Raw genomic sequence first — 18,892 nt, 5'->3', positions numbered from 1 at the left:
TTTAATGCGCTGATCTATATGCACCGCTATCGCAGCGACACGGTCTCGGTTGTGCTGAACGATTACCTGCGGGAATTTATCAATAAGCTGCAAGGCGAACGGGCGCGGCTGGACAAGCTGGCCGATGATGCCACCGCCACCCAAGGGCAGCGCACCAAGGCATTGAAAGACAGCGCCAGGATCGCCAAGCAGATTGAAGAGCTGACAGAGTGGGAGCGGGATGTCGTCTTTCCTCTTGCGCAACGGCGAGAAGACATCGACCTCGATGACGGCGTGAAGGCGAACTATCCAAAGTTCGGGACAACATTAAAGAAAATCACGGGACTGAGCTCATGAGTGATCGGGTTTCAACATCGCTAGCACGCATGTTCGAGGAGGAAAGGGTGGTCTTCTGGTATGACGCCGACCGCGACATGCGAGAGACGTTTGACGCTTTGGAACTGGACGGCGTAGAAAAGATTGAGATCATCAACAACGAGTTCGGTCTCAAGCACCGCATCTTGTGGCAGGAGCCCGACCAAAAGTTCCTGATCTACAAACATGGGCCAGAGCCGGATATGAACGACAACTGGCTGCTAGATGTGCAGCTGGCCACGTCCATGTTCAGAGCCGACCAGGCTGCGATCTGGGTCCAGGAGCTGGGCATACCCACACAGTACGAAGCCGCAGTGCGCGACCATATGGAATTCTATCGCTCGCAGAAACGGCTAGACCGGCTCAAGCAATTTGAAGCTGAGAAGCCGTCTGCTAGCATTTTAGAAATTCGCCGCAAAATGCTGGCTGTCTGTGTCGGCGCCGATGGAGAACTTGATACGGTCGTCGAAGCTTTGTTGGAGGATCTTTCAGACGGAAAAGACGTGCATCTGCACCTGCTCGAACGGGCGGGTTTGACGGAGTTTTTCTGGAAGCAGATTGCGAACTCATACGGCTACCAAAACGAACAACCGGATTTAGAGGACTTTGCCATCGCCCTGTTTGAGTCAGCTTTCAGCAGGGCGCTTGGCGAAGCCGGTAAGCTCAATTCAGAAGCTCTTTTAACCTTTCGCCGTTGGAAGAATAGCCGGCATAACGGAGAAGCGTTTGAAACGCTTTCCGCAAAGTACCAGGACATCCTCAAAATCCCTGAGCAACTATCTGAACGTGATGCGCAAGCCGTCGTCTCAATCGATCACTTCGAAGAAATTGACCGACATATTATCCGCTCGTTGGTTAGCGCTATTTCTGAACAAACTGTCAGCAGTGCAGATGTTCTGAACTGGGTGCGAGAGCGCAGACAGAGCCATTGGTATCCGAAGTACGAGCACATCTATCAGGCAATTGCCTGTGCGACCGAGTTCCAACAGGCACTCTCAAGCGCTGACTTGGCAATGACGAGCCCGACCGATGGACTAAAGCGATACGTCAGTAGCTGGTATAAACTGGACCAGCTCTATCGCAAATTCATTTATCACATGCAAAAAGATGGCCGGGCTTCGCTGCTTTCTAACCTCTATGACAGCATAGAAAACCGTTACAGCACCAGTTTTGTTTTGAAGGTCAATGACCTGTGGCGGGACCAGATTGCCGGTTTGTCGAAATGGGCGTTCTCGGGATACGAGCGCCAACAGGATTTCTACCGCAATCAGGTTTCTGAGTATCGCCGGCGAGACCAAAAGGTGGTTGTGATAATCTCCGATGCTTTACGGTATGAAGTTGCTGAGGAATGCTTGCGTGAAATCCGAAGGCTGAACCGTTTTGACGCGGATCTTAAACCAATGATCAGCGCTCTTCCGAGTTACACTCAGTTGGGAATGGCAGCACTCTTACCCAATACTTCTCTGGCAATATTGGACAAAGATGCTGAAGTTGCCTCTTTTGGCCAATCAACTTCCGGAATTGCGAACCGGCAGAAGGTTCTTGCAAAAGGCCGAAAAGGAGACCGCACAATGGCTATGAAAGCCGAGGATTTTATGAATCTGCGGACAGATGAGGGCAAAGATCTCTTTCGTGAGCACGATGTTGTATACGTCTATCACGACCGGATCGATGCTATCGGCGACAAGTTGAAAACAGAGGATCGTTTGCCAGAGGCAGCGCAAGATGCCGTTGAAGACTTGAGCAAGCTGGTAAAAAAGCTCACGTCAGCAAACTTCTCAAACATCGTCGTAACGTCGGATCATGGTTTTCTCTATCAACATCGCCCACTTGATGAGAGTAGCTATTCCGTGGCCGAGCCTGAAGGGGACGAAATCTTGTTCAGGGACCGCCGATTTGTGATTGGCCGGGGTTTGAAAGAAGCAACTGGACTCAAACTCTGGGAGGCAGACCAATTAGGGTTGGACGGCGATCTGGTTGTTGCGGTTCCCAATTCTGTAAATCGGCTACGTAGAAGAGGGTCGGGATCGCGTTTCGTACATGGCGGCGCCAGTTTGCAGGAAATTGTTGTACCGGTCCTTCGTGTTAGTAAGCAGCGAGAAGGTGATGTCAGCAAAGTGGATGTGCAGATCGTCGTAGCAGGTAAAAGCCTGATCTCCTCGGGGCAAACGGCCGTCATGCTTTATCAGGTTCAACCGGTTTCCGAAAAGCAGCAAGCCCGCCACTTGACTGCTGGGATTTACGCCATGGACGGAGAGTTGATCTCTGATCTGCATGATGTGACGTTTGACTTCAGCTCAGAAAATGCAAGAGAACGCGAAATGCCAATGAAATTTCTGCTGTCTCGTGTGGCAGACGAATACAATAACCAGGATGTGTTTCTTAAACTCAAAGAGCGGATTGGTAAAACCAGCCGCTCTGAAGAGATTGCCAGTCATCGGTTCCAATTGAAGCGTGGCTTAAAAACCGACTTTGACTTCTGAGAGGACCAATGAATGAGCGTACTTGACGATAAGATAAACGAGCAATTCGCAGGGTTCGTAGTACGTAAGGACCTCGTCAAAACGGTTAAAGGCAATGCCATCGTGCCGGGATATGTGCTCGAGTACCTCCTTGGGCAATATTGTGCGACCGATGACGAAGCATCCATTGCGACAGGCATTGAAACGGTCAAAGAGATCCTACGAAAACACTATGTTCACCGAAACCAGGCTGGTCTCGTGCAGTCAGAAATCAAAGAGCGCGGGCATTTCAAAGTCATCGACAGGGTATCGGTATCGCTCAACGAAAAAACGGATGCATACGAGGCTGTTTTCGAGAACCTGTCCATCAAAAAAGTCGCGATAGATTCTGGTACGATCAAAGCTCATCCAAAGCTGCTTGTAACCGGCGTCTGGTGCATCAGCGACGTGAGTTATGAATTCTCAGAACAATCCGGGATTTCACCTTGGACCGTTGACTCCCTAAAACCGATCCAAGTCGCTGGGGTGGACTACGACACCTTCAAAAAAACAAGAGACGAGTTTACAACAGATGAGTGGGTCGATGTTTTGATGCAAAGCATCGGATTCAATCCCGAAGAGTTTGGAAATCGCAGCAAGCTATTGCAATTAATGCGGCTCATTCCCTTCGTGGAACGAAACTATAATCTGATTGAACTTGGTCCCAAGGGCACTGGCAAGTCGCATATCTACTCGGAATTCTCTCCACATGGACAGTTGATCTCAGGCGGCGAAGTTACCGTGCCCAAGCTCTTTGTGAACAACAGCAATGGCCGGATCGGTCTGGTTGGCTACTGGGATGTTGTTGCCTTTGACGAATTCGCAGGTCGCACGAAAAAGCCCCAGAAGGCGTTGGTCGATATCATGAAGAACTATATGGCGAACAAGAGCTTTTCTCGCGGAGTGGCGACCATGGGGGCGGAAGCTAGCTTCGCTTTCGTCGGCAATACTGCTCACAATGTCCCTTACATGCTGAAGAACTCCGACCTTTTTGAAGAGTTGCCGGCCGAATTTCATGATTCTGCGTTCATAGACCGAATCCACGCCTACCTTCCGGGGTGGGAAGTCGAGGTGATTCGTAGTGAGCTATTCTCGGAAGGATACGGCTTTATTGTTGATTACCTTGCTGAGATATTGCGCCACCTCCGGAACGACGACCTCTCACTTGTCTATCAAGATGCTGGCTTCAAGCTAAGCAGCCAAATCTCAACACGCGACAGAGACGCAATCAACAAGACGATGTCCGGTTATCTCAAGCTTCTGTTCCCAAATGGGGGGGCGAAAGAAGCAGAGATCGAAGGTTTGTTAACCCTCGCTGTTGAGAGCCGCAAGCGCGTCAAAGATCAGCTAAAGCGTATAGACAGCACGTACCCCGAAACAGATTTTCACTTTTTGCGTCCGAACGGTGAGAAGTGCACCGTTACAACTCTGGAAGAAGACGAGTACCCCAAGTTCTACTATCGAAACCTTGCTCACGACGACGATGCAGAGGATGACGAGGTGCTGATCGATACGGAAGGCACTAGCGGCACAGAAGCCTCGACGCCAAGCGAGTCCACTGGATCCGGAAAACCGACCGAGATGCAAGCTCGCGAAGGGCATATTGTGGTCAAAGAAAACCTCAAGGGTGTGACTTTTGAGAAGATCTTTGGCCCCTGGATCAAAGGTGCCACCAAGATCACGATAACGGACCCTTACATCCGGATGTTCCACCAGGCTCGCAATTTGATGGAATTCCTGGAATTGGTCATCCGTCAAAAGAAGCCAGAGGATCACATCACCGTTGAGCTGGTCACAGCGCCCAACGATGGAGAAGTTGCAAAGCAGCGCGAATTTCTGGACGAAATTGTTGGGTCGTGCAGCACGGCAGGCATCGACTTTACTTGGCGATTTGATGACGCTGGCACTGCGCACGCTCGACATATCATCACGGACACGGGCTGGAAGATTTCACTCGACCGTGGCTTGGATGTTTTCCAGCACTTTGGGTCTAGTGCCTTCAGCTTGGCCGGCCGGTTTCAAGAACATCGAGCGGTCAAGCAGTTTGAGGTGACCTATTTGAAGCTGGACCACAACAAAGGCCATTGAAGACTTGAGAATCCACACCTGAACTGGTCCACCGTTGTGTTTAATACGCGGAGGACCACGAATGGCAAACAACAGACCGAAGCCCGAAGGGAATGTCTCGAAATTTCGCCGCGGAGCGTCCGAAACTCGTCTATATGAAATTCGGCTTGACGATTACTGAGAGGGTCCGAATCTACTGGCGCGTTGGCAATGTCCTCAGTTGTCATCTGCGCGATATCGTCGTCCGTCTCTTAGACTGGCCTATTCATCAACCACGCTCAAACCGATGTAATCCTTGACTTCAGACACCGCTGTTCCTGCCCCGGTTGCGGCCAAAATGGATTCCAGTAGCACATCAATCGCCTCAATCAGGCGTCGCCACCTAGGAAAGGTCCAGGTTCCACCGCTGGCCCCGTAGGCGTCGTTGATCACTGCAAGCTTAAATCTCAACTCGCTGCCCGACAGTCCGTGATCGCGGATCTGATCCTCATCGAGCTCTCTGATCCGCTTTCGGGCGCGATCAGAATGATAGTTCAATCCTTCGGTTGCCGCTTGCATCGGACCTATGAGGCTTTCGCGAAAGCTTGGTCTCCAATTAGGTTCTTCGTTAAAGGCAACCAGCCTCAGGAACCGAACGACATCTTTGAAGAATTCTTCAAGCACATTTCTCGGGTTGTCGGCATCATCGAAATTTAGCTGTCCTAACATCTCAAAACCTCCAATTATTTAATGGTTTGATTAGTTTAGTGCCGTGTCACGTTCCGTCAAACACCACGTGATTGCCGCAAGAACCGTTTAGTAAACCCCGACGCATGTCCGAGATGAACAGAGGCCTAAATCGCAGTGGGGTCGGTGTGACGCTTACTTTTAAGCAGCCTGCCAACTTCAAACTCCTCAGCGTGCCTGCCCGCCCGCTTTCAAGATCATCGTGCGGCAATAAGTGGCGTACAAAAAATAGGGGGATCTGCGTTGCGACTCCTAGCACTAAGCATCCAACCGCACGCGCAGCCACCTAAGAACTATGCACGTGGACAACAGTAGGCTTGTCGGGATCTGATTTGCCTCTCCAATGAGGTCGTCTAAAAACCATATTTCCGTTTCTCGCCATGAACAGATGACCACGTACAAGATGCCTGCCAGGTCCCCTTCGAAGCCCAGTAGAAACTTTTTCAGTCGGCTCCCCAGAGTATAGCTTTTCAACGGTTTCGTCAGAAACATTTAGCTTAACTACATTGACTACCCGGGGTTCCCTGTCTTTTTGTGAAATTGCTCTTCGTCTAGTTCCTTGCCTTACAAGGCCAGCAAAGACAGGCTTCTCTTGCCGAACGACGGCATCTCCATCGTTGGCCAACAAAATGGCCAACATGGCTGCGATGTTCGAAATCTCTCCACTTAGATCCTCAGGGTCGTTATGGTATAGTTCCTCTGCTGCGAACGGATTGCTCTTCATTAGTTCGTTTAGGTAACTTCTTCCTGTCTCGCTAAGTGAGATTTCTTCCATCAAGGCAGTGTTGTAGACCCAAGTTGCAAAACCTAGTTTCTTTTTGTGAGGAACCCTAAGAAACTCTCGGTCTGTTGGCTCAAACAAGTCCTTGAAATTATTGCGAAGGTCTTGATGACCGCTATTGTATCGTTGCCAGAGTTCCTCGGGCGTAATGAACGAAGGTTTGTTCCTGACATCGATCACACCGTCGTAGCAATTGAGACCCAAGCGCCAGAACTCAAACAATGCCCTTTCCTCCAGCTTAGTTCTACTCACCGCGTATGAGGCATCCATCGTTTCCTTGGCAAATGCACGAGCCCGCCGAGACTCCTCGTGCGAGACCGGTAAACTCCAGCATACCGTGTACTTTGCCAGACCGGGCGCGAGAACCTTGACCTGAATCCCAACCCGGTTCGCGATTGCTTCTCCGGGAAGCACATCTTGAGGAATGTGTTCGCGCAAAGGATTTAGTAGAAGGTTCCTTTCACGGCCGCCAGCTTCTAGAAAAACCGTCTTTGGTGCGTCGAAAACCGAAAGCAGTACTCCACGGAGGCCCTCGGGGTCTTTAATCCTGAGATCTGAGGCCATGGACAGAGCGGAACCTTCAAAAAAGTAGGATTCAGCATTCTCCGTCACATCCCTCGCAAACCGCAGGACGTGACGCAGATGGCTTGGAGGAAGCACATTCCTATCTGCCTCTGACATGCGAGTGATACAGCCAAGGCTCTCTGTCAAATAGTTTGTCATTAAACGACCGCTCCAGCTTGAAGTCCGGACAAACCAGCAGATTTAAATTGCGAACGCCCGTTTAGCTCAAACGACTTGATTACCAGTCCAGCAAAGCCCTTCCGCACGGTCGACCTTGAAGCCTGAGAGCTTCTTTGAGCCCAGATGTGAACCCTCACATACGAGTGTTGTAGATTTTCAGTTACCATTGGTGTGCTACCCATAACGTTTCGAAGTTACGTTATGATTTCCAAAAACCGAGAGATTTTCAACGCTGAAAATTCACATATCATATTGATTTTATTAATTAAAGAATAGATGCGCTTTCTCCAAGGATAGCCAAGAATAGTGACAAGAATAGATGCTGAGAACCAAGGATAGTGGCGTTGCGCTTTTGCAACATGTTGGTGATCTATCCTTTGCTGACTAAGCGACAGCCCCATTCGCAGCAGCGCTTCTGTTCAGCTTGAAGGCCTTTGAACAGTCTACATATAAGCCCGTTTCAACGAGCAATTCACATTGCACGAACGTACATTTTGCACACATGAAGAAGCGGTTAAGCTTTTTGAAAAACATCTTAAGTTGGGGTCAAATGGTACAGATATGGTACGCAGACCAATTCCGGTAAAAGTAAGCAGCAGCAACAATCAAAATTATTAAATTATTTCAATGCTTTAAATGGTGCCCGGGGGCGGAATCGAACCACCGACACGAGGATTTTCAATCCACTGCTCTACCCCTGAGCTACCCGGGCACGGGAACGACGTTTGTCGTTGGGTGGGGGCCTTCTATGACTTGCTACCAGCGGTGTCCAGAGGCTTTTTCACATTTTTTCAATGCGGTCGCCCGGGCGTGGAGTCCGGCGTGTCAACCTCGGCTTCCAGGTCCTCTTCGCGCTGCGACGGAACCGAATAAGAACCGTTCAGCCACTTGGCCAAATCAATATCTGCACACCGTCTGGAACAGAACGGGCGAAATTTCTGCGCGGTCTCCCCTCCACAAATCGGGCAGCTCATTTCAGAATCTCCATCACGGGAACGCGGCCACGTTTTCGCTGCAACTCAAAATGGCCCAGTGGAGTCCAACCGACAAGAATCGTCTCGTCCGGGTCTGATCTGAACGCGGCACGTAAAGCGGATTCAAACCCGCGGCGATCCTTCTTTGGCATGGGAGCGAGGTCCAGCGTAATCTGCCCCGCCAGCCCACGCACGCGCAAAGCCCGGGGCAGCATCTTCGCGCAGGCAAAATTGGCTTTGGTGCCCGCGGCCATTGACGTGTCCGCTCCGGTATTCACATCCACGGCGACCAGTGCGCGCGTGGGTTCGATGTAAAGGTGCCCTCCGCTCGGCAAAGGCTCGGACGTTCCGCGTACCGTATCCAGTGCATCCAAAACGCCGTGGGTTTCGAAACCGCCCGTCTGGGTCACGACTTCGGCCGGGTCAGTCCAGTCGCGCCAGGCAAGGATATGAGGGCTGTCACCTTCGCTGAGCAGTTCTGGCTCGGACCCATCGTCACTCATCACCTGCTCGGCCTGCGCCAACATGGCTGAGATATCTTCCGAGATATCCTCGGCATCTGCTCCTGCACAACAGGAACGGAGGATCAGACCATAGGCGCTATCACCCATGTGTTCATGGGCGATTTCAAGCAATTTGTCACGTATGTCCTCGTCCTTGATACTGCGCGAAATGTTCAGGCCCGGGGCATCCGGCGTGACAATGGCATAGCGACTTTTAAAAAGGATGCGATTGCTCACCGGGATGGCTTTGCCGGGCTCAGCAAACCCGCTGACCTGCACCAACAGCAAGACGCCAGGGGCCAGACCCTTGACTTGTCGCAGGAAAGCCGGACCGTCGGGCGTTGTCAGGAACATTCCTCCCTGCCCCTTGACCGGGCGATCAGCGCGGGCGCGGTAGATCGTGCCGGGCGCGGGTGCGTCTGCGGCGATCAGGAAGTCATCCAGCTTGCCGTCGACCATCAGCGCAGCCGCTTCGCGGCCTTGGATGTGGTCCAGAACAATGGTGCGACCTTTCATGATGCCTCGCGATACAGTGGATAGCCGATGCCTTGCAGCAAGGCCGCGGTCTCGGACAGGGGCAGACCGACGATGCCGGTAAACGACCCCGAAATCCATGGAATGAAAGCCCCTGCGGGACCCTGAATGGCATAGGCGCCTGCCTTGCCGCGCCAGTCTCCGGTCGCCAGATAGGCGTTTATCTCGACATCCGACAGGCGTTTGACCTTGACCTGTGAGACGACATCACGCTGTAGCACACGGTTTCCGCGCCGGACCGCAACCGAAGTGATCACGCGGTGACGGCGACCAGACAGGGAATGCAGAAATTCCGCCGCCTGTCCCGCGTCCTCGGGTTTTCCCAGAATCCGGCGCCCCAAGGCCACGGTGGTATCTGCACAGAGGGTAACGTCGTCTCTATCCGACTGAACCGCCTGCACTTTTTGACGCGTGATGCGGTTGCAATACGGAACCGGGAGCTCGCCCTTCAAGGGCGTTTCATCGATGTCAGGAGGGCGAATGGCATCGGGCTGCACGCCAAGCTGAGCCAGCAGGTCCAGCCGTCTTGGGCTGCCCGATCCGAGAATAAACGCCATTGCGGCAGGCGTTACTTGAAGCGGTAGTTGATCCGACCCTTGGTCAGATCATATGGGGTCATCTCGACCTGAACCTTGTCGCCGGCCAGAACACGGATGCGGTTCTTGCGCATCTTGCCTGCCGTATGTGCGATGATCTCATGGCCGTTTTCCAGCTCGACCCGAAACGTCGCATTAGGCAGGAGTTCCTTCACGACACCGGGAAATTCGAGCGTATCTTCCTTGGCCATGTTGTCTCCATCATTACGTTGCACCCGCAGAATCTGCGGGGATGTGCGCTTAAATGAGCCTATTCTGGCCTTATTTCAAGGGCGGAATCGCCTAAAGGGCGGATATTGTGACCGATTCGACTCGGGGGGCCTGTTCTTGCCAATGGGTTCGGTTCAGCACGTGGCCGTCGGCGCGAACCTCGGCGATGGCTGACAGGTCGACGTCTGCATAGGTCCAGCCGGGCTGGTTCAATGCGCCTTCGGCCAGCACACCGGTGGCCGGGAAACCTTTATCGGGCGGGCCGAACACACCGCCTGTTCCGGTGTTCATATCCACCGCCTCGGACCACTCGTTGTTTCCGACCAGCGAAGCCATAACTGTAACGCATTGATTTTCCAACGCTCTTGACATCGCGCCTATCCGCACGCGCCAGTAGCCCGAAAGCGCTTCGGTACAGGACGGGACAAGGATCAGGTCTGCCTCACTCAGTGCGCGGCCCAGCAGGGGGAACTCGCTGTCATAACAGATCAAAACACCGATTTTGCCCAGCGCTGTGTCAAATAGTTTCAGCGGACCGCCGGGTGCAATGGCCCATTGCTCGCGTTCGAACCGGGTCATGATCTGTTTGTCCTGATGATCGCAACTGCCATCCGGGGCGTAAAATGCGGCGCGGTTCACCGGACGACCGGGACCATCCACAACCGGAGCAGATGCGCCCAGAATGTAGATTTTGTACGCCCTGGCGAGGCGGGTGTGCAGGTTTTGTACATCTTCCATCCGGTCGGAGACGGCCCGGATGGAACGCTCCAGATCACCGGCAACCTCGGCGCCGTCCAGGGTCGAGAGCTCCATCGCGCCGTATTCAGGGAAGACCAGCAACTCGGCCCCCTGCCCTGCGGCCTGGGACACCCAGCGGTTCAGCTTATCTTCGTATTGTGCCCAGCTGTCGAGCCAGTCGAGGTTATAAGCGGCGGTTGCGACTTTCATGGCAGCGTCCCCGTGCGATCAAATTCGCATGACCTTAGTCGGGGACACAGACCGGAGTACAGCCCAATTACCCTGCGGTCGTCGGATCGATGATCGTGGTCACTTCGGTGATCGTGTTGGCCGGAAACCCGCTGAGCTCGGCGTGCTTGTGGATCGCGTCCTCACTCTCGGCCAGATAGATGCAAAAGGTCTTGTCACCGGCAACATAGGAATGCTCCCACTGCACGCCGGGTATTTGAGCCAGCGCTTCGTTCGACTTCGCAGATGCGCCGCACAGTTCCTCACCGGACATGAAACCGACACCCGGAAGATCGCGTTCGATAACATAGCGTTTCATTGCACTTCCCCCACAGAAAACCTATCAATACCACGATTCGAAGTTTTTTTCTGCGCTTGGCGTTCAGAGATCCCGGATCCAGAACTGCAACGGCTTCAGCGTCTCACCCTCTTCCCCGATGTCTTTCCACGAAAACTGCGCGATCGCGCCGGGCAAAGGCGCATATCCTCGTGCGCGCCAGAAAGAGTCCAGCGGGCGGTAATTGTTGGGCCGCATCGGGTGATCGGCGGGGCGTTGCACACCGCAGAAGGCGCATTTGGTGAAGCCCAGCGTGCGGGCGTGGGCCTCGCGTTCGTCGAAGAACCTGTGACCGACACCCTGCCCCCTGTACTCGGGCAACAGCACCGATTCCGCGCAATAGAATATGTCGTTCAGATCAAGGCCTCTGCCCTCGAAGGCCGCAGCGAAATCTTCGGCGTGGTCGATCAGGGGCGCGCCGGTTGACGCGCCGATCAGGCGGTCCTTGTCGAAGGCGCCGACCACAATGGCCTTGTCGCTGTCGCGGTAGGATTGCAGGTATTTCCGCTCATATTCGAGGTCGCCGTCATAGAGATACGGCCAGTCATGAAACACCTTGATCCGCAGGCGGGCAACGTCATCCAGAGCGGGCTCCAGCGCCTCCCCTGTCAGGGGGCGAACGACGGTGACTTTAGCCATTCGAGACCTGATTGGTCCAGTCGGCAAGATTGTAGAACGTGGTGACGCGGGTGATCTTGCCGTCTTTGAGGTCAAAGAACGACCCGGCAGGCAGGCGGTAAGTCTGACCATGCGCGTCAGGCAGGCCTTCGTCCGTTACCAGATAAGTCCCGTTGACAATAAACTCAGCCGCCGCGCGGGTGCCGCCCTGCGCTTCGAACACAATGATGTCGGTCAGGTTCTCTTTGTAGCAGCGGTTCATATGGGCGCAGAACGCGGCGAACTTTTCCTTGCCAGTGCGGATCTGGCCTTCGTTCACGTGATGGGCCACGTCATCTGACAGGCAGGCCAGCATGGCATCCACGTCACCGGCATTGAAGGCTTCGAAATAGGTTTTAACGGTCTGGTTCATGGTCACTCCGTAGGTTCGCCCCAGCGATCTTTCAGATGTTTGATGATCTGATCGCGGGTCTGTCGGTAGTGATGTAGCTTTTGTTCGCGGGTCTCGCCCATCCCGGTAGGGTCCATTATTGGCCAATAATCGACATCGAGGTGAAAAACCCGGGTCAGTTCCAGCGCCTGACGCTGACTGGCGGGTGACAGCGCCACGATCAGGTCAAACGAGCTGAGATCGTCGCCCCATTCCTGCATCTCGTCAAAGGAGCGCGAGCGGTGGCGGGACAGTTCGACACCCACTTCGTGGCATGCCGCGATACAGAACCCGTCGATTTCCAGATCGTTGTGCACGCCAGCGGACTGAACATAGGTACCAGTGCCGTAAAATTTCTTCATCAGCCCCTCGGCCATCGGAGATCGAACCGAGTTATGGTCGCAACAGAACAGGACCGACTGCGGCAGAGGCTTCACCCGTCAGCCCCCGAAATGTAGCACGCAGATCAGCGTGAACAGGCGTCGGGCCGTATCAGTATCCACTTCTGCTTTTCCCTCCAGCCGTTCTTGTAGAACGCGGCTGCCTTCGTTGTGGATGCCGCGGCGGGCCATGTCGATGGTCTCGATCTGGCTCGGCGGCAGGGTCTTGACCGCGTCGAAATAGCTTTCACAGATCTGGAAGTAATCCTTGACCACCTGCCGGAACGGGCCAAGCGACAGGTGAAATTCAGCGGCTTTTTCGGCCTCTTCCGTCTCGATATCAAAGACCAGCCGTTTGTCGCGGATCGACAGCTGCACGTGGTAAGGCCCATCAGGTGCGACACGGTCATCCCGTTTGGGCAGCGAAAAGCTGTTATCTTCCAGCAGATCATAGATGGCAACCTTGCGTTCCTGCTCGATCTCGGGGGTCGGAGGCGGCAGGTTTCGGTCATCCAGTTCGATATGCGAAATACGGGTCATCTTTACGGCAACTATCCTTGTGTCAGCACAGACCTATAACAACGGCATTCCGTCGGCAACGCAGAGAAGCGCCATACATGCCCGGTCTTTGCGTCATTTCAGCCATTCAGGCGGTTCAGGCGCGCCGTGACCGAAAGGCCGTGCGCCTCGAGGCTTTCCGATTGCGCCAGCTGTTCAGCGGCGGGACCGATCGCGCGCAGGGCTTTGGGGGTCATTTGGCTGAGTGTCGTGCGTTTGAGGAAATCCATCACGCTGAGCCCGGACGAGAACCGGGCGGACCGGGCCGTTGGAAGCACGTGGTTGGGGCCGCCGACATAATCACCGATGGCTTCGGGGGTGTATTGGCCTAGAAAGATTGCCCCGGCGTGGATGGTCTTTTCGCTCAGCGCGACCGGGTCCGCGACGCAAAGCTCCAGATGCTCCGGGGCGATACGGTTGGAAAGCGCCGCGGCCTCGTCCAGATCGCGTACTGTGATGATGGCGCCAAAGTCGCGCCAGCTGGCCCCGGCGATGACGCGGCGTTGCAGGGTTTCGAGGCGCTTTTCGACAGCCTTGGCAACGCTGTGGCCAAATGCGGCGTCGTCGGTGATCAGGATCGATTGCGCGCTTTCATCATGTTCGGCCTGGCTGAGCAGGTCCAGTGCGATCCAGTCCGGGTCATTGTCCTTGTCGGCAATGACCAGGATTTCCGAGGGGCCCGCAATCATGTCGATGCCGACCTTGCCAAAGACGCGCCGCTTGGCTGCCGCCACAAAGGCATTGCCCGGGCCGGTGATCTTGTCGACCGGTGCGATGGTGTCGGTGCCATAGGCCAGCGCCGCCACGGCCTGCGCTCCGCCGATGCGATACACTTCGTCCACGCCCGACAATTGTGCCGCCAGCAGCACCAGCGGATTCACCTTCCCGTCCGGCGTGGGCACCACGATGGCTAGCCGGTCCACGCCCGCCACCTTGGCCGGAATGGCATTCATCAAAACCGAGGACGGGTAAGAGGCCAGCCCGCCGGGCACATACAACCCCGCAGCAGAGACCGCCGACCAGCGCCAGCCCAGCGTTGCGCCCGCCGCGTCCGTCCATTGGTGATCCTCGGGCATCTGCCGTTCGTGATAGGCCCGGATCCGGCCGGCGGCCAGCTCCAGCGCCGCGCGGTCTTTGGACCCGACTTGCGCCACCGCGTCTGAAATCTCCTGCGCGCTGAAGGCCAGCGTTTCGGGCGTCAGCTCCAGCCGGTCGAATTTCGCGGTCAGTTCGATGACTGCCGCGTCGCCCCGGTTGCGTACATCGTCGATGATCTGCGCCACAACTGCATCCACATCCGGACTGTCTTCGCGCTTGGCAGACAGAAGGGTCTGGAAGGCGGCTTCGAAATCGGGCGATGTGGCGTCGAGGAAAACGGGCATGGTCTGGCACTCCGGGCGTTGCGCCACGGGACATATCGCCCACGGGGCGCGGCCTCAACCCTCAGCCCGCGGGGTGCAGCGATTTGCGCATGGCAAAGCAGGACAGGTCCTGACGGTCACTGCATTGCCCCGTGACCTGCCAGCCGTGGCGCAGATAGAACTCGCGCGCAGTCCGGGTGCCATCAAGATGCGCCTCGGAACAGCCGCACGCGACCAGTTGCCGCTCCAGCCGGTTGAGCAGTGCGGCCCCCACCCCGCTGCCCACGTGATCCGGGTCAACATAGAGCAAGGTGATCTTGCCGGTTTCGAACAATCCTCCGACCGCAGCCACCTGCCCTTCACGCTCGGCCAGCCAGATCTGGGATCCCGGCTTGAACCAGCCCCGGATGGTCGCCGGGTCTTTGTTCGCGGTCCACTGTTTTAGATAGTCGGGATCGTTGTTGTGATCGGCCACGCAAAGCTGAGTGATCGACCGGATCAGCACCCGGCTTACGTCAAACACATCGAATACCGTGGCCGGGCGCAATACGATGCCATCGTGCACCTTCAAAAACGCCTGAGAAATGCCACGCTTGTTTTGCATCTATTCGGGGTGTTGCGGGGCCCGGCCGGATGGGGCCTGATACGGGCGCGTGACGTCTTTGAGCGTGGCTTCCAACGCCTCGACCGTCAGGCGGATCGCGCCATCACCCGCCAGTGTCAGCAAGACCTGGCCCGCGCCATCCTCGCCGGGTTCGAATTCGACGGACAGCAGGGACATGACCATGTCCTTCTCGCCGCGATCAATGCCCTGACTGGCCACGGACAGAACGGAATCGAAGACCAGAACCGACTGCACCCGTTCAAACGGGCGGTCACGACGGGCGGCGGCATCCTTGTCTTCCCAGCGAAAGCGATTCAGCAACAAGCCGAAGCGGCGCTTCGACGGTTGCCATTTCATCTCGGTCACAGGAAAAACCGCGTCCTGGGCTAGGGTCGAGATCACCTTCAGGTCATCTGCATCCTCGGCCCCCAGATTCAGCGGGGCTTCGCGCCCGTCTTCAAAACTTGCGTCCGTCATTCGCCCTTGATCCGTTCGATTTTTGCACCCACGCCTTCCAGCTTGCGCACCACATGCTCATATCCGCGGTCCAAATGATAGACCCGGCTTACCGTTGTCTCACCTTCAGCCGCCAATCCGGCAAGGATCAGCGACACCGAAGCCCGCAGATCTGTCGCCATCACCGGGGCGCCTTTCAGCGTTTCGACACCCGTGACGGTGGCGGTGCCGCCATGCACTTCGATATTCGCGCCCATGCGCACAAGTTCCGGGGCATGCATGAAACGGTTTTCGAAAATACGTTCTTCCAAAACCGAAACTCCTTCGGCGGTGCACATCAGCGCCATCATCTGCGCCTGCAGGTCGGTCGGGAAACCCGGGAAAGGTTCCGTAACCACATCCACGGCCTGCACGCGGCCATTCTTGCGGGCCACTTTCAAGCCGTTTTGGGTTTCGGTGACACTGACACCCGCCGCGTCGAGTTTGGCGGCAAAGGAGTCGACCAGCGACATGCGCCCGCCCAGCAGCTCGACCTCGCCGCCGCAAATCGCCGGGGCCAGCATATAGGTGCCCAGTTCGATCCGGTCGGTGACAACCTGATGTGTGGCACCGTGCAGCCGGTCGACGCCCTGAATTTCTATGGTCGAGCTGCCCTCGCCTGAAATCTGTGCACCCATCTTTCGCAGGCATTCGACCAGATCGACAATCTCGGGCTCGCGCGCCGCGTTCTTCAGAACCGTGGTGCCCTTGGCCAGCGTTGCCGCCATGACGATGTTTTCAGTGGCCCCGACTGAAGCAAAGCGCATCTCATGCACCGCGCCTTTCAGCCCACCCGTAGCCCTGGCGTGCAAATAACCGTCCTTCAGCTCTATCTCGGCGCCCAGCGCTTCAAGCCCTTCCATGTGCAGGTCCATTGGACGGGCTCCGATCGCGCAGCCACCGGGCAGAGAAACAACCGCTTGTCCAAATCGCGCAAGCAAAGGACCCAGCACCAGGTTCGAAGCACGCATCTTGCGCACGATGTCATAATCCGCCGTTTGGCTGGTCAGGTTGTGGCTCGACATCGCGATCACCTGACCATCCTGCAGCGACGACACCTCGGCTCCCAGCGATTGCAGCAGAGCCGTCATGGTCTTGATGTCGCTGAGGCGTGGCGCGTTGGTCAGCGTCAGCGGTTCTTCGCTCAGCAAAGTCGCAGGCATCAGTGTCAGACACGCGTTCTTGGCCCCCGCAATCGGTATTTGACCGTTCAGCGGGCCGTTGCCCGTCACCAGAATCGAATCCATCTGCTCTTATCCCTCGTCCTTGTCGGCATTGTCCCCGGAGGCCGCCCGCGCCTTGGCCTGTGCCTTGCGCCGCGCCATATTGGCCTTCAGCGCCGCCTTCAGCCGCTCTTCGCGTGCATCCCCGGATTTGCCTTGTTTTTTGGGTGAATTTTTTTCCGTCATGATCTTTCTCTACAGGAGGCGAAAAAAACCGTCCAGACACCCTTGCGCCGCGTTTCGTTTGAGTCTAATCACCCGCCCACAGCGCTGCTGTAGCTCAGAGGTAGAGCACTCCCTTGGTAAGGGAGAGGTCGAGAGTTCAATTCTCTCCAGCAGCACCATCTCGCTTTTTTTGCCCCGAGATATCCCTTAAGTATCTGAAAGGGAGTGAAAATTCGAGAGTTCCATACATACCGTTTTGACAGTATTTATTGGCTCAGTAAACACCAACCGAAGGACGGTTTGGCGCATAGAAAAGTCACCATTTTTATATATTTTCTAAGGACTTGATAGAAATCCCAGGGCGAGTTCCATACGATCCTCAAACCGACCCTTCTCTAGGACGGAGTTTTCGATCTTCTCCTTAAGTTGAATCTTGTCACGTTCGGCCCCTCGGGAGGGCGTTAGCAAGCCAACCCAAACAACGGAGATGACATCATGGCACGCGAACCCGATTTCAGTTTTTCCTTCAGGCTGTATCGAGGTTTATAGCCCGGGCATCTTTCCCTCACTAAAGGCTGGCAGAAACACAACCCCAGCGTACTTAAAGACCAGTTAATCCCGTTTTTGAGGGCTTCGATGCTAAGAGTTTTTCTTATTGCTGCATCCATTTTCCATACCGTCGGCCAGGCGGAAGCACGGGAGAAGAAAGTTGCCAAAGCAGGTGTTTGGGACATCTACTGCGACACGTCCAAGTCAGAGTGTTCGACGATCCAACACATCAAGTACCACGGCAAGAACATCGCGAACATAATTGGTATCCCGATAGACAACAGCGAGGTTGTAGCCGGGCTCGTTTTGCAGTTGCCTGCAACAACGGACTTGAACAATGGAGTGGTTGTGACACTTGATGGCAGGTTCAGTCGAAAGTACGCATACCAGTTTTGCGCTCCACAATATTGCCAAGTCAACGTCGGGCTGACGAAAGAATTGTTGAACGCAGAATTCGGAAAGGTGGAGTATTACTTTGCGGCTTCTCCAACCGTCAAACGCAGTTTTACGTTCTCACTTTATGGGTTTTCTGCGGCTATCGAAGAGGTTCGGAAACGCGGCTACCCCTCCAATTGACCACAAGTTGCTGAAACCGGCCAGCGACCTGGAAGGGCACCTGCGTGCAGGTCGATCCATACCGTGACGCTGTTATCTGGGCCTTGCCCTCGATTTGGAGGTGGACTGCCAAGCAGTGAAAAATGCCGGGACAAGCTCCACACAGGAAGCTATTCCTATCCACAATCCAATACTTTACTTCAGGTGATATGGTAGCGGAGGTCCGTATTGGACACCTACCCCCACTGATAAATATGAGGAAATTGATAGTAGCGGAGGATCACTATTTTTGCTCCCGCCCGTAATGATTGTCAAAAGATAAGTTGCAAATAGACAATTAAGTAGACAAATAAAATGCGCTGACTCATATTGTCGTCAAACAGGGCGACCCTCCCACCAAGAAGAACCGCCCTGAAACCTAGTTATTTCTTAGGCTTTTTGATGGTTTCAACGACATGAGTAGATTTCAGTCGCTGAGCCTTTTTGACCGTCGTGAAACGCCCTGTTTTGGCGCTCCGTCCGATCTTGCGGGTTCCTTTGGCCATTGGAATTCTCCTTTACCCAAAGTGACGGGATGGGCCCGCCTGTCTGACGTCAGCACCAATGGGACAGTTTAGGTTGATTTGATAAGAGAGGGTTTCTGGCTCATCGTAACCGCCAA

General features: G+C 55.0%; 22 protein-coding genes and 2 tRNA genes. 5 read left to right on the top strand and 19 right to left on the bottom strand.

Annotated features, from left to right (window positions below):
- From AC2FJB_RS22015 to brxL, 3 genes are all read left to right on the top strand, one after another.
- Positions 1-336 (top strand): hypothetical protein (locus AC2FJB_RS22015; protein ID WP_496720985.1); only part of this gene is annotated, 336 nt, incomplete at its 5' end.
- Positions 333-2,837, top strand: coding sequence for a BREX-1 system phosphatase PglZ type A (gene pglZ / locus AC2FJB_RS22010; protein WP_496720987.1), 2,505 nt, complete (start codon positions 333-335; stop codon positions 2,835-2,837). The genes AC2FJB_RS22015 and pglZ, both read left to right, overlap by 4 nt.
- A gap of 12 nt (positions 2,838-2,849) precedes the next feature.
- Complete coding sequence (gene brxL / locus AC2FJB_RS22005; RefSeq protein ID WP_496720989.1) at positions 2,850-4,943, top strand: BREX system Lon protease-like protein BrxL; 2,094 nt, start codon at positions 2,850-2,852, stop codon at positions 4,941-4,943.
- Between the two features lie 240 nt (positions 4,944-5,183).
- Here brxL and AC2FJB_RS22000 read toward each other — a convergent pair whose 3' ends face one another.
- The 18 genes from AC2FJB_RS22000 to AC2FJB_RS21915 all read right to left on the bottom strand — a co-directional run bounded on the left by AC2FJB_RS22000 (position 5,184) and on the right by AC2FJB_RS21915 (position 17,148).
- A complete protein-coding gene (locus tag AC2FJB_RS22000) occupies positions 5,184-5,630 on the bottom strand; it encodes a hypothetical protein (protein WP_496720991.1) in 447 nt (148 codons plus the stop codon).
- 304 nt (positions 5,631-5,934) lie between these two features.
- The gene (locus AC2FJB_RS21995) at positions 5,935-7,152 is read right to left on the bottom strand and encodes a hypothetical protein (RefSeq protein ID WP_496720993.1); all 1,218 of its coding nucleotides are present in this window, start codon (positions 7,150-7,152) and stop codon (positions 5,935-5,937) included.
- 658 nt (positions 7,153-7,810) lie between these two features.
- Positions 7,811-7,885 (bottom strand) — tRNA-Phe (locus tag AC2FJB_RS21990).
- Positions 7,886-7,964: 79 nt separating this feature from the next.
- Complete coding sequence (locus AC2FJB_RS21985; RefSeq protein WP_117868192.1) at positions 7,965-8,147, bottom strand: DNA gyrase inhibitor YacG; 183 nt, start codon at positions 8,145-8,147, stop codon at positions 7,965-7,967.
- Entirely contained in the window at positions 8,144-9,166 is a 1,023-nt protein-coding gene (locus tag AC2FJB_RS21980) for a ribonuclease E/G (protein WP_496720995.1), read from the bottom strand. Before AC2FJB_RS21980 ends, AC2FJB_RS21985 begins: the two co-directional genes overlap by 4 nt.
- Positions 9,163-9,741 carry a Maf family protein gene (locus tag AC2FJB_RS21975; RefSeq protein WP_496676921.1) on the bottom strand — a complete coding sequence of 193 codons (579 nt, stop codon included), beginning with the start codon at positions 9,739-9,741 and terminating at the stop codon, positions 9,163-9,165. The genes AC2FJB_RS21980 and AC2FJB_RS21975 overlap by 4 nt, the downstream gene beginning before the upstream one ends.
- Before the next feature lie 11 nt (positions 9,742-9,752).
- The gene (gene infA / locus AC2FJB_RS21970; protein WP_005978431.1) at positions 9,753-9,971 is read right to left on the bottom strand and encodes a translation initiation factor IF-1; all 219 of its coding nucleotides are present in this window, start codon (positions 9,969-9,971) and stop codon (positions 9,753-9,755) included.
- Positions 9,972-10,062: 91 nt separating this feature from the next.
- Positions 10,063-10,938, bottom strand: coding sequence for a carbon-nitrogen hydrolase family protein (locus AC2FJB_RS21965; RefSeq protein ID WP_496720997.1), 876 nt, complete (start codon positions 10,936-10,938; stop codon positions 10,063-10,065).
- A gap of 67 nt (positions 10,939-11,005) precedes the next feature.
- Positions 11,006-11,275, bottom strand: a complete 270-nt coding sequence (locus AC2FJB_RS21960; protein WP_496720999.1) for a DUF4242 domain-containing protein — start codon at positions 11,273-11,275, stop codon at positions 11,006-11,008.
- Positions 11,276-11,338: 63 nt separating this feature from the next.
- Positions 11,339-11,932, bottom strand: coding sequence for a GNAT family N-acetyltransferase (locus AC2FJB_RS21955; protein WP_496683507.1), 594 nt, complete (start codon positions 11,930-11,932; stop codon positions 11,339-11,341).
- Positions 11,925-12,323, bottom strand: a complete 399-nt coding sequence (locus AC2FJB_RS21950) for a ketosteroid isomerase-related protein (protein WP_117868181.1) — start codon at positions 12,321-12,323, stop codon at positions 11,925-11,927. The genes AC2FJB_RS21955 and AC2FJB_RS21950 overlap by 8 nt, the downstream gene beginning before the upstream one ends.
- 2 nt (positions 12,324-12,325) lie before the next feature.
- Entirely contained in the window at positions 12,326-12,778 is a 453-nt protein-coding gene (locus tag AC2FJB_RS21945; protein WP_117868179.1) for an arsenate-mycothiol transferase ArsC, read from the bottom strand.
- 3 nt (positions 12,779-12,781) lie between these two features.
- Entirely contained in the window at positions 12,782-13,261 is a 480-nt protein-coding gene (locus AC2FJB_RS21940; RefSeq protein ID WP_117868176.1) for a UPF0262 family protein, read from the bottom strand.
- Between the two features lie 98 nt (positions 13,262-13,359).
- Positions 13,360-14,661, bottom strand: a complete 1,302-nt coding sequence (gene hisD / locus AC2FJB_RS21935; protein ID WP_496721001.1) for a histidinol dehydrogenase — start codon at positions 14,659-14,661, stop codon at positions 13,360-13,362.
- 61 nt (positions 14,662-14,722) lie between these two features.
- On the bottom strand, positions 14,723-15,244 hold the full coding sequence (locus AC2FJB_RS21930; RefSeq protein WP_117868172.1) for a GNAT family N-acetyltransferase: 522 nt from the start codon (positions 15,242-15,244) through the stop codon (positions 14,723-14,725).
- The gene (locus AC2FJB_RS21925) at positions 15,245-15,721 is read right to left on the bottom strand and encodes a DUF2948 family protein (protein WP_425078762.1); all 477 of its coding nucleotides are present in this window, start codon (positions 15,719-15,721) and stop codon (positions 15,245-15,247) included.
- The gene (murA, locus tag AC2FJB_RS21920) at positions 15,718-16,986 is read right to left on the bottom strand and encodes a UDP-N-acetylglucosamine 1-carboxyvinyltransferase (RefSeq protein ID WP_496676936.1); all 1,269 of its coding nucleotides are present in this window, start codon (positions 16,984-16,986) and stop codon (positions 15,718-15,720) included. Before murA ends, AC2FJB_RS21925 begins: the two co-directional genes overlap by 4 nt.
- 6 nt (positions 16,987-16,992) lie before the next feature.
- Positions 16,993-17,148 (bottom strand): hypothetical protein, encoded by a 156-nt coding sequence (locus AC2FJB_RS21915; protein WP_299895187.1) that lies wholly within the window; start codon positions 17,146-17,148, stop codon positions 16,993-16,995.
- Positions 17,149-17,231: 83 nt separating this feature from the next.
- Between AC2FJB_RS21915 and AC2FJB_RS21910 the strand changes: the two genes are divergently transcribed.
- Together AC2FJB_RS21910 and AC2FJB_RS21905 are read left to right on the top strand one after the other, a co-directional pair.
- Positions 17,232-17,306 (top strand) — tRNA-Thr (locus AC2FJB_RS21910).
- Positions 17,307-17,763: 457 nt separating this feature from the next.
- Positions 17,764-18,252: an invasion associated locus B family protein gene (locus tag AC2FJB_RS21905; protein ID WP_496721004.1), complete on the top strand. Its 489-nt coding sequence runs from the start codon at positions 17,764-17,766 to the stop codon at positions 18,250-18,252.
- A 401-nt stretch (positions 18,253-18,653) separates the two neighbouring features.
- On the opposite strand, the gene AC2FJB_RS21900 is transcribed toward AC2FJB_RS21905, so the two are convergent.
- Positions 18,654-18,776 (bottom strand): hypothetical protein, encoded by a 123-nt coding sequence (locus AC2FJB_RS21900; RefSeq protein WP_496721006.1) that lies wholly within the window; start codon positions 18,774-18,776, stop codon positions 18,654-18,656.
- Between the last annotated feature and the right edge of the window lie 116 nt (positions 18,777-18,892).

The sequence above is a fragment of the Ruegeria sp. CDSC085 genome, from assembly GCF_059610465.1.
The sequence above is the reverse complement of the archived record's forward strand: the minus strand, read 5'-3'. Positions and strand labels throughout refer to the sequence as shown.

Coding starts and splice junctions, on each gene's coding strand:
- pglZ (WP_496720987.1), top strand. CDS start 333: ATGAGTGATCGGGTTTCAACATCGCTAGCACGCATGTTCGAGGAGGAA.
- brxL (WP_496720989.1), top strand. CDS start 2,850: ATGAGCGTACTTGACGATAAGATAAACGAGCAATTCGCAGGGTTCGTA.
- AC2FJB_RS22000 (WP_496720991.1), bottom strand. CDS start 5,630: ATGTTAGGACAGCTAAATTTCGATGATGCCGACAACCCGAGAAATGTG.
- AC2FJB_RS21995 (WP_496720993.1), bottom strand. CDS start 7,152: ATGACAAACTATTTGACAGAGAGCCTTGGCTGTATCACTCGCATGTCA.
- AC2FJB_RS21985 (WP_117868192.1), bottom strand. CDS start 8,147: ATGAGCTGCCCGATTTGTGGAGGGGAGACCGCGCAGAAATTTCGCCCG.
- AC2FJB_RS21980 (WP_496720995.1), bottom strand. CDS start 9,166: ATGAAAGGTCGCACCATTGTTCTGGACCACATCCAAGGCCGCGAAGCG.
- AC2FJB_RS21975 (WP_496676921.1), bottom strand. CDS start 9,741: ATGGCGTTTATTCTCGGATCGGGCAGCCCAAGACGGCTGGACCTGCTG.
- infA (WP_005978431.1), bottom strand. CDS start 9,971: ATGGCCAAGGAAGATACGCTCGAATTTCCCGGTGTCGTGAAGGAACTC.
- AC2FJB_RS21965 (WP_496720997.1), bottom strand. CDS start 10,938: ATGAAAGTCGCAACCGCCGCTTATAACCTCGACTGGCTCGACAGCTGG.
- AC2FJB_RS21960 (WP_496720999.1), bottom strand. CDS start 11,275: ATGAAACGCTATGTTATCGAACGCGATCTTCCGGGTGTCGGTTTCATG.
- AC2FJB_RS21955 (WP_496683507.1), bottom strand. CDS start 11,932: ATGGCTAAAGTCACCGTCGTTCGCCCCCTGACAGGGGAGGCGCTGGAG.
- AC2FJB_RS21950 (WP_117868181.1), bottom strand. CDS start 12,323: ATGAACCAGACCGTTAAAACCTATTTCGAAGCCTTCAATGCCGGTGAC.
- AC2FJB_RS21940 (WP_117868176.1), bottom strand. CDS start 13,261: ATGACCCGTATTTCGCATATCGAACTGGATGACCGAAACCTGCCGCCT.
- hisD (WP_496721001.1), bottom strand. CDS start 14,661: ATGCCCGTTTTCCTCGACGCCACATCGCCCGATTTCGAAGCCGCCTTC.
- AC2FJB_RS21930 (WP_117868172.1), bottom strand. CDS start 15,244: ATGCAAAACAAGCGTGGCATTTCTCAGGCGTTTTTGAAGGTGCACGAT.
- AC2FJB_RS21925 (WP_425078762.1), bottom strand. CDS start 15,721: ATGACGGACGCAAGTTTTGAAGACGGGCGCGAAGCCCCGCTGAATCTG.
- murA (WP_496676936.1), bottom strand. CDS start 16,986: ATGGATTCGATTCTGGTGACGGGCAACGGCCCGCTGAACGGTCAAATA.
- AC2FJB_RS21915 (WP_299895187.1), bottom strand. CDS start 17,148: ATGACGGAAAAAAATTCACCCAAAAAACAAGGCAAATCCGGGGATGCA.
- AC2FJB_RS21905 (WP_496721004.1), top strand. CDS start 17,764: ATGCTAAGAGTTTTTCTTATTGCTGCATCCATTTTCCATACCGTCGGC.
- AC2FJB_RS21900 (WP_496721006.1), bottom strand. CDS start 18,776: ATGGCCAAAGGAACCCGCAAGATCGGACGGAGCGCCAAAACAGGGCGT.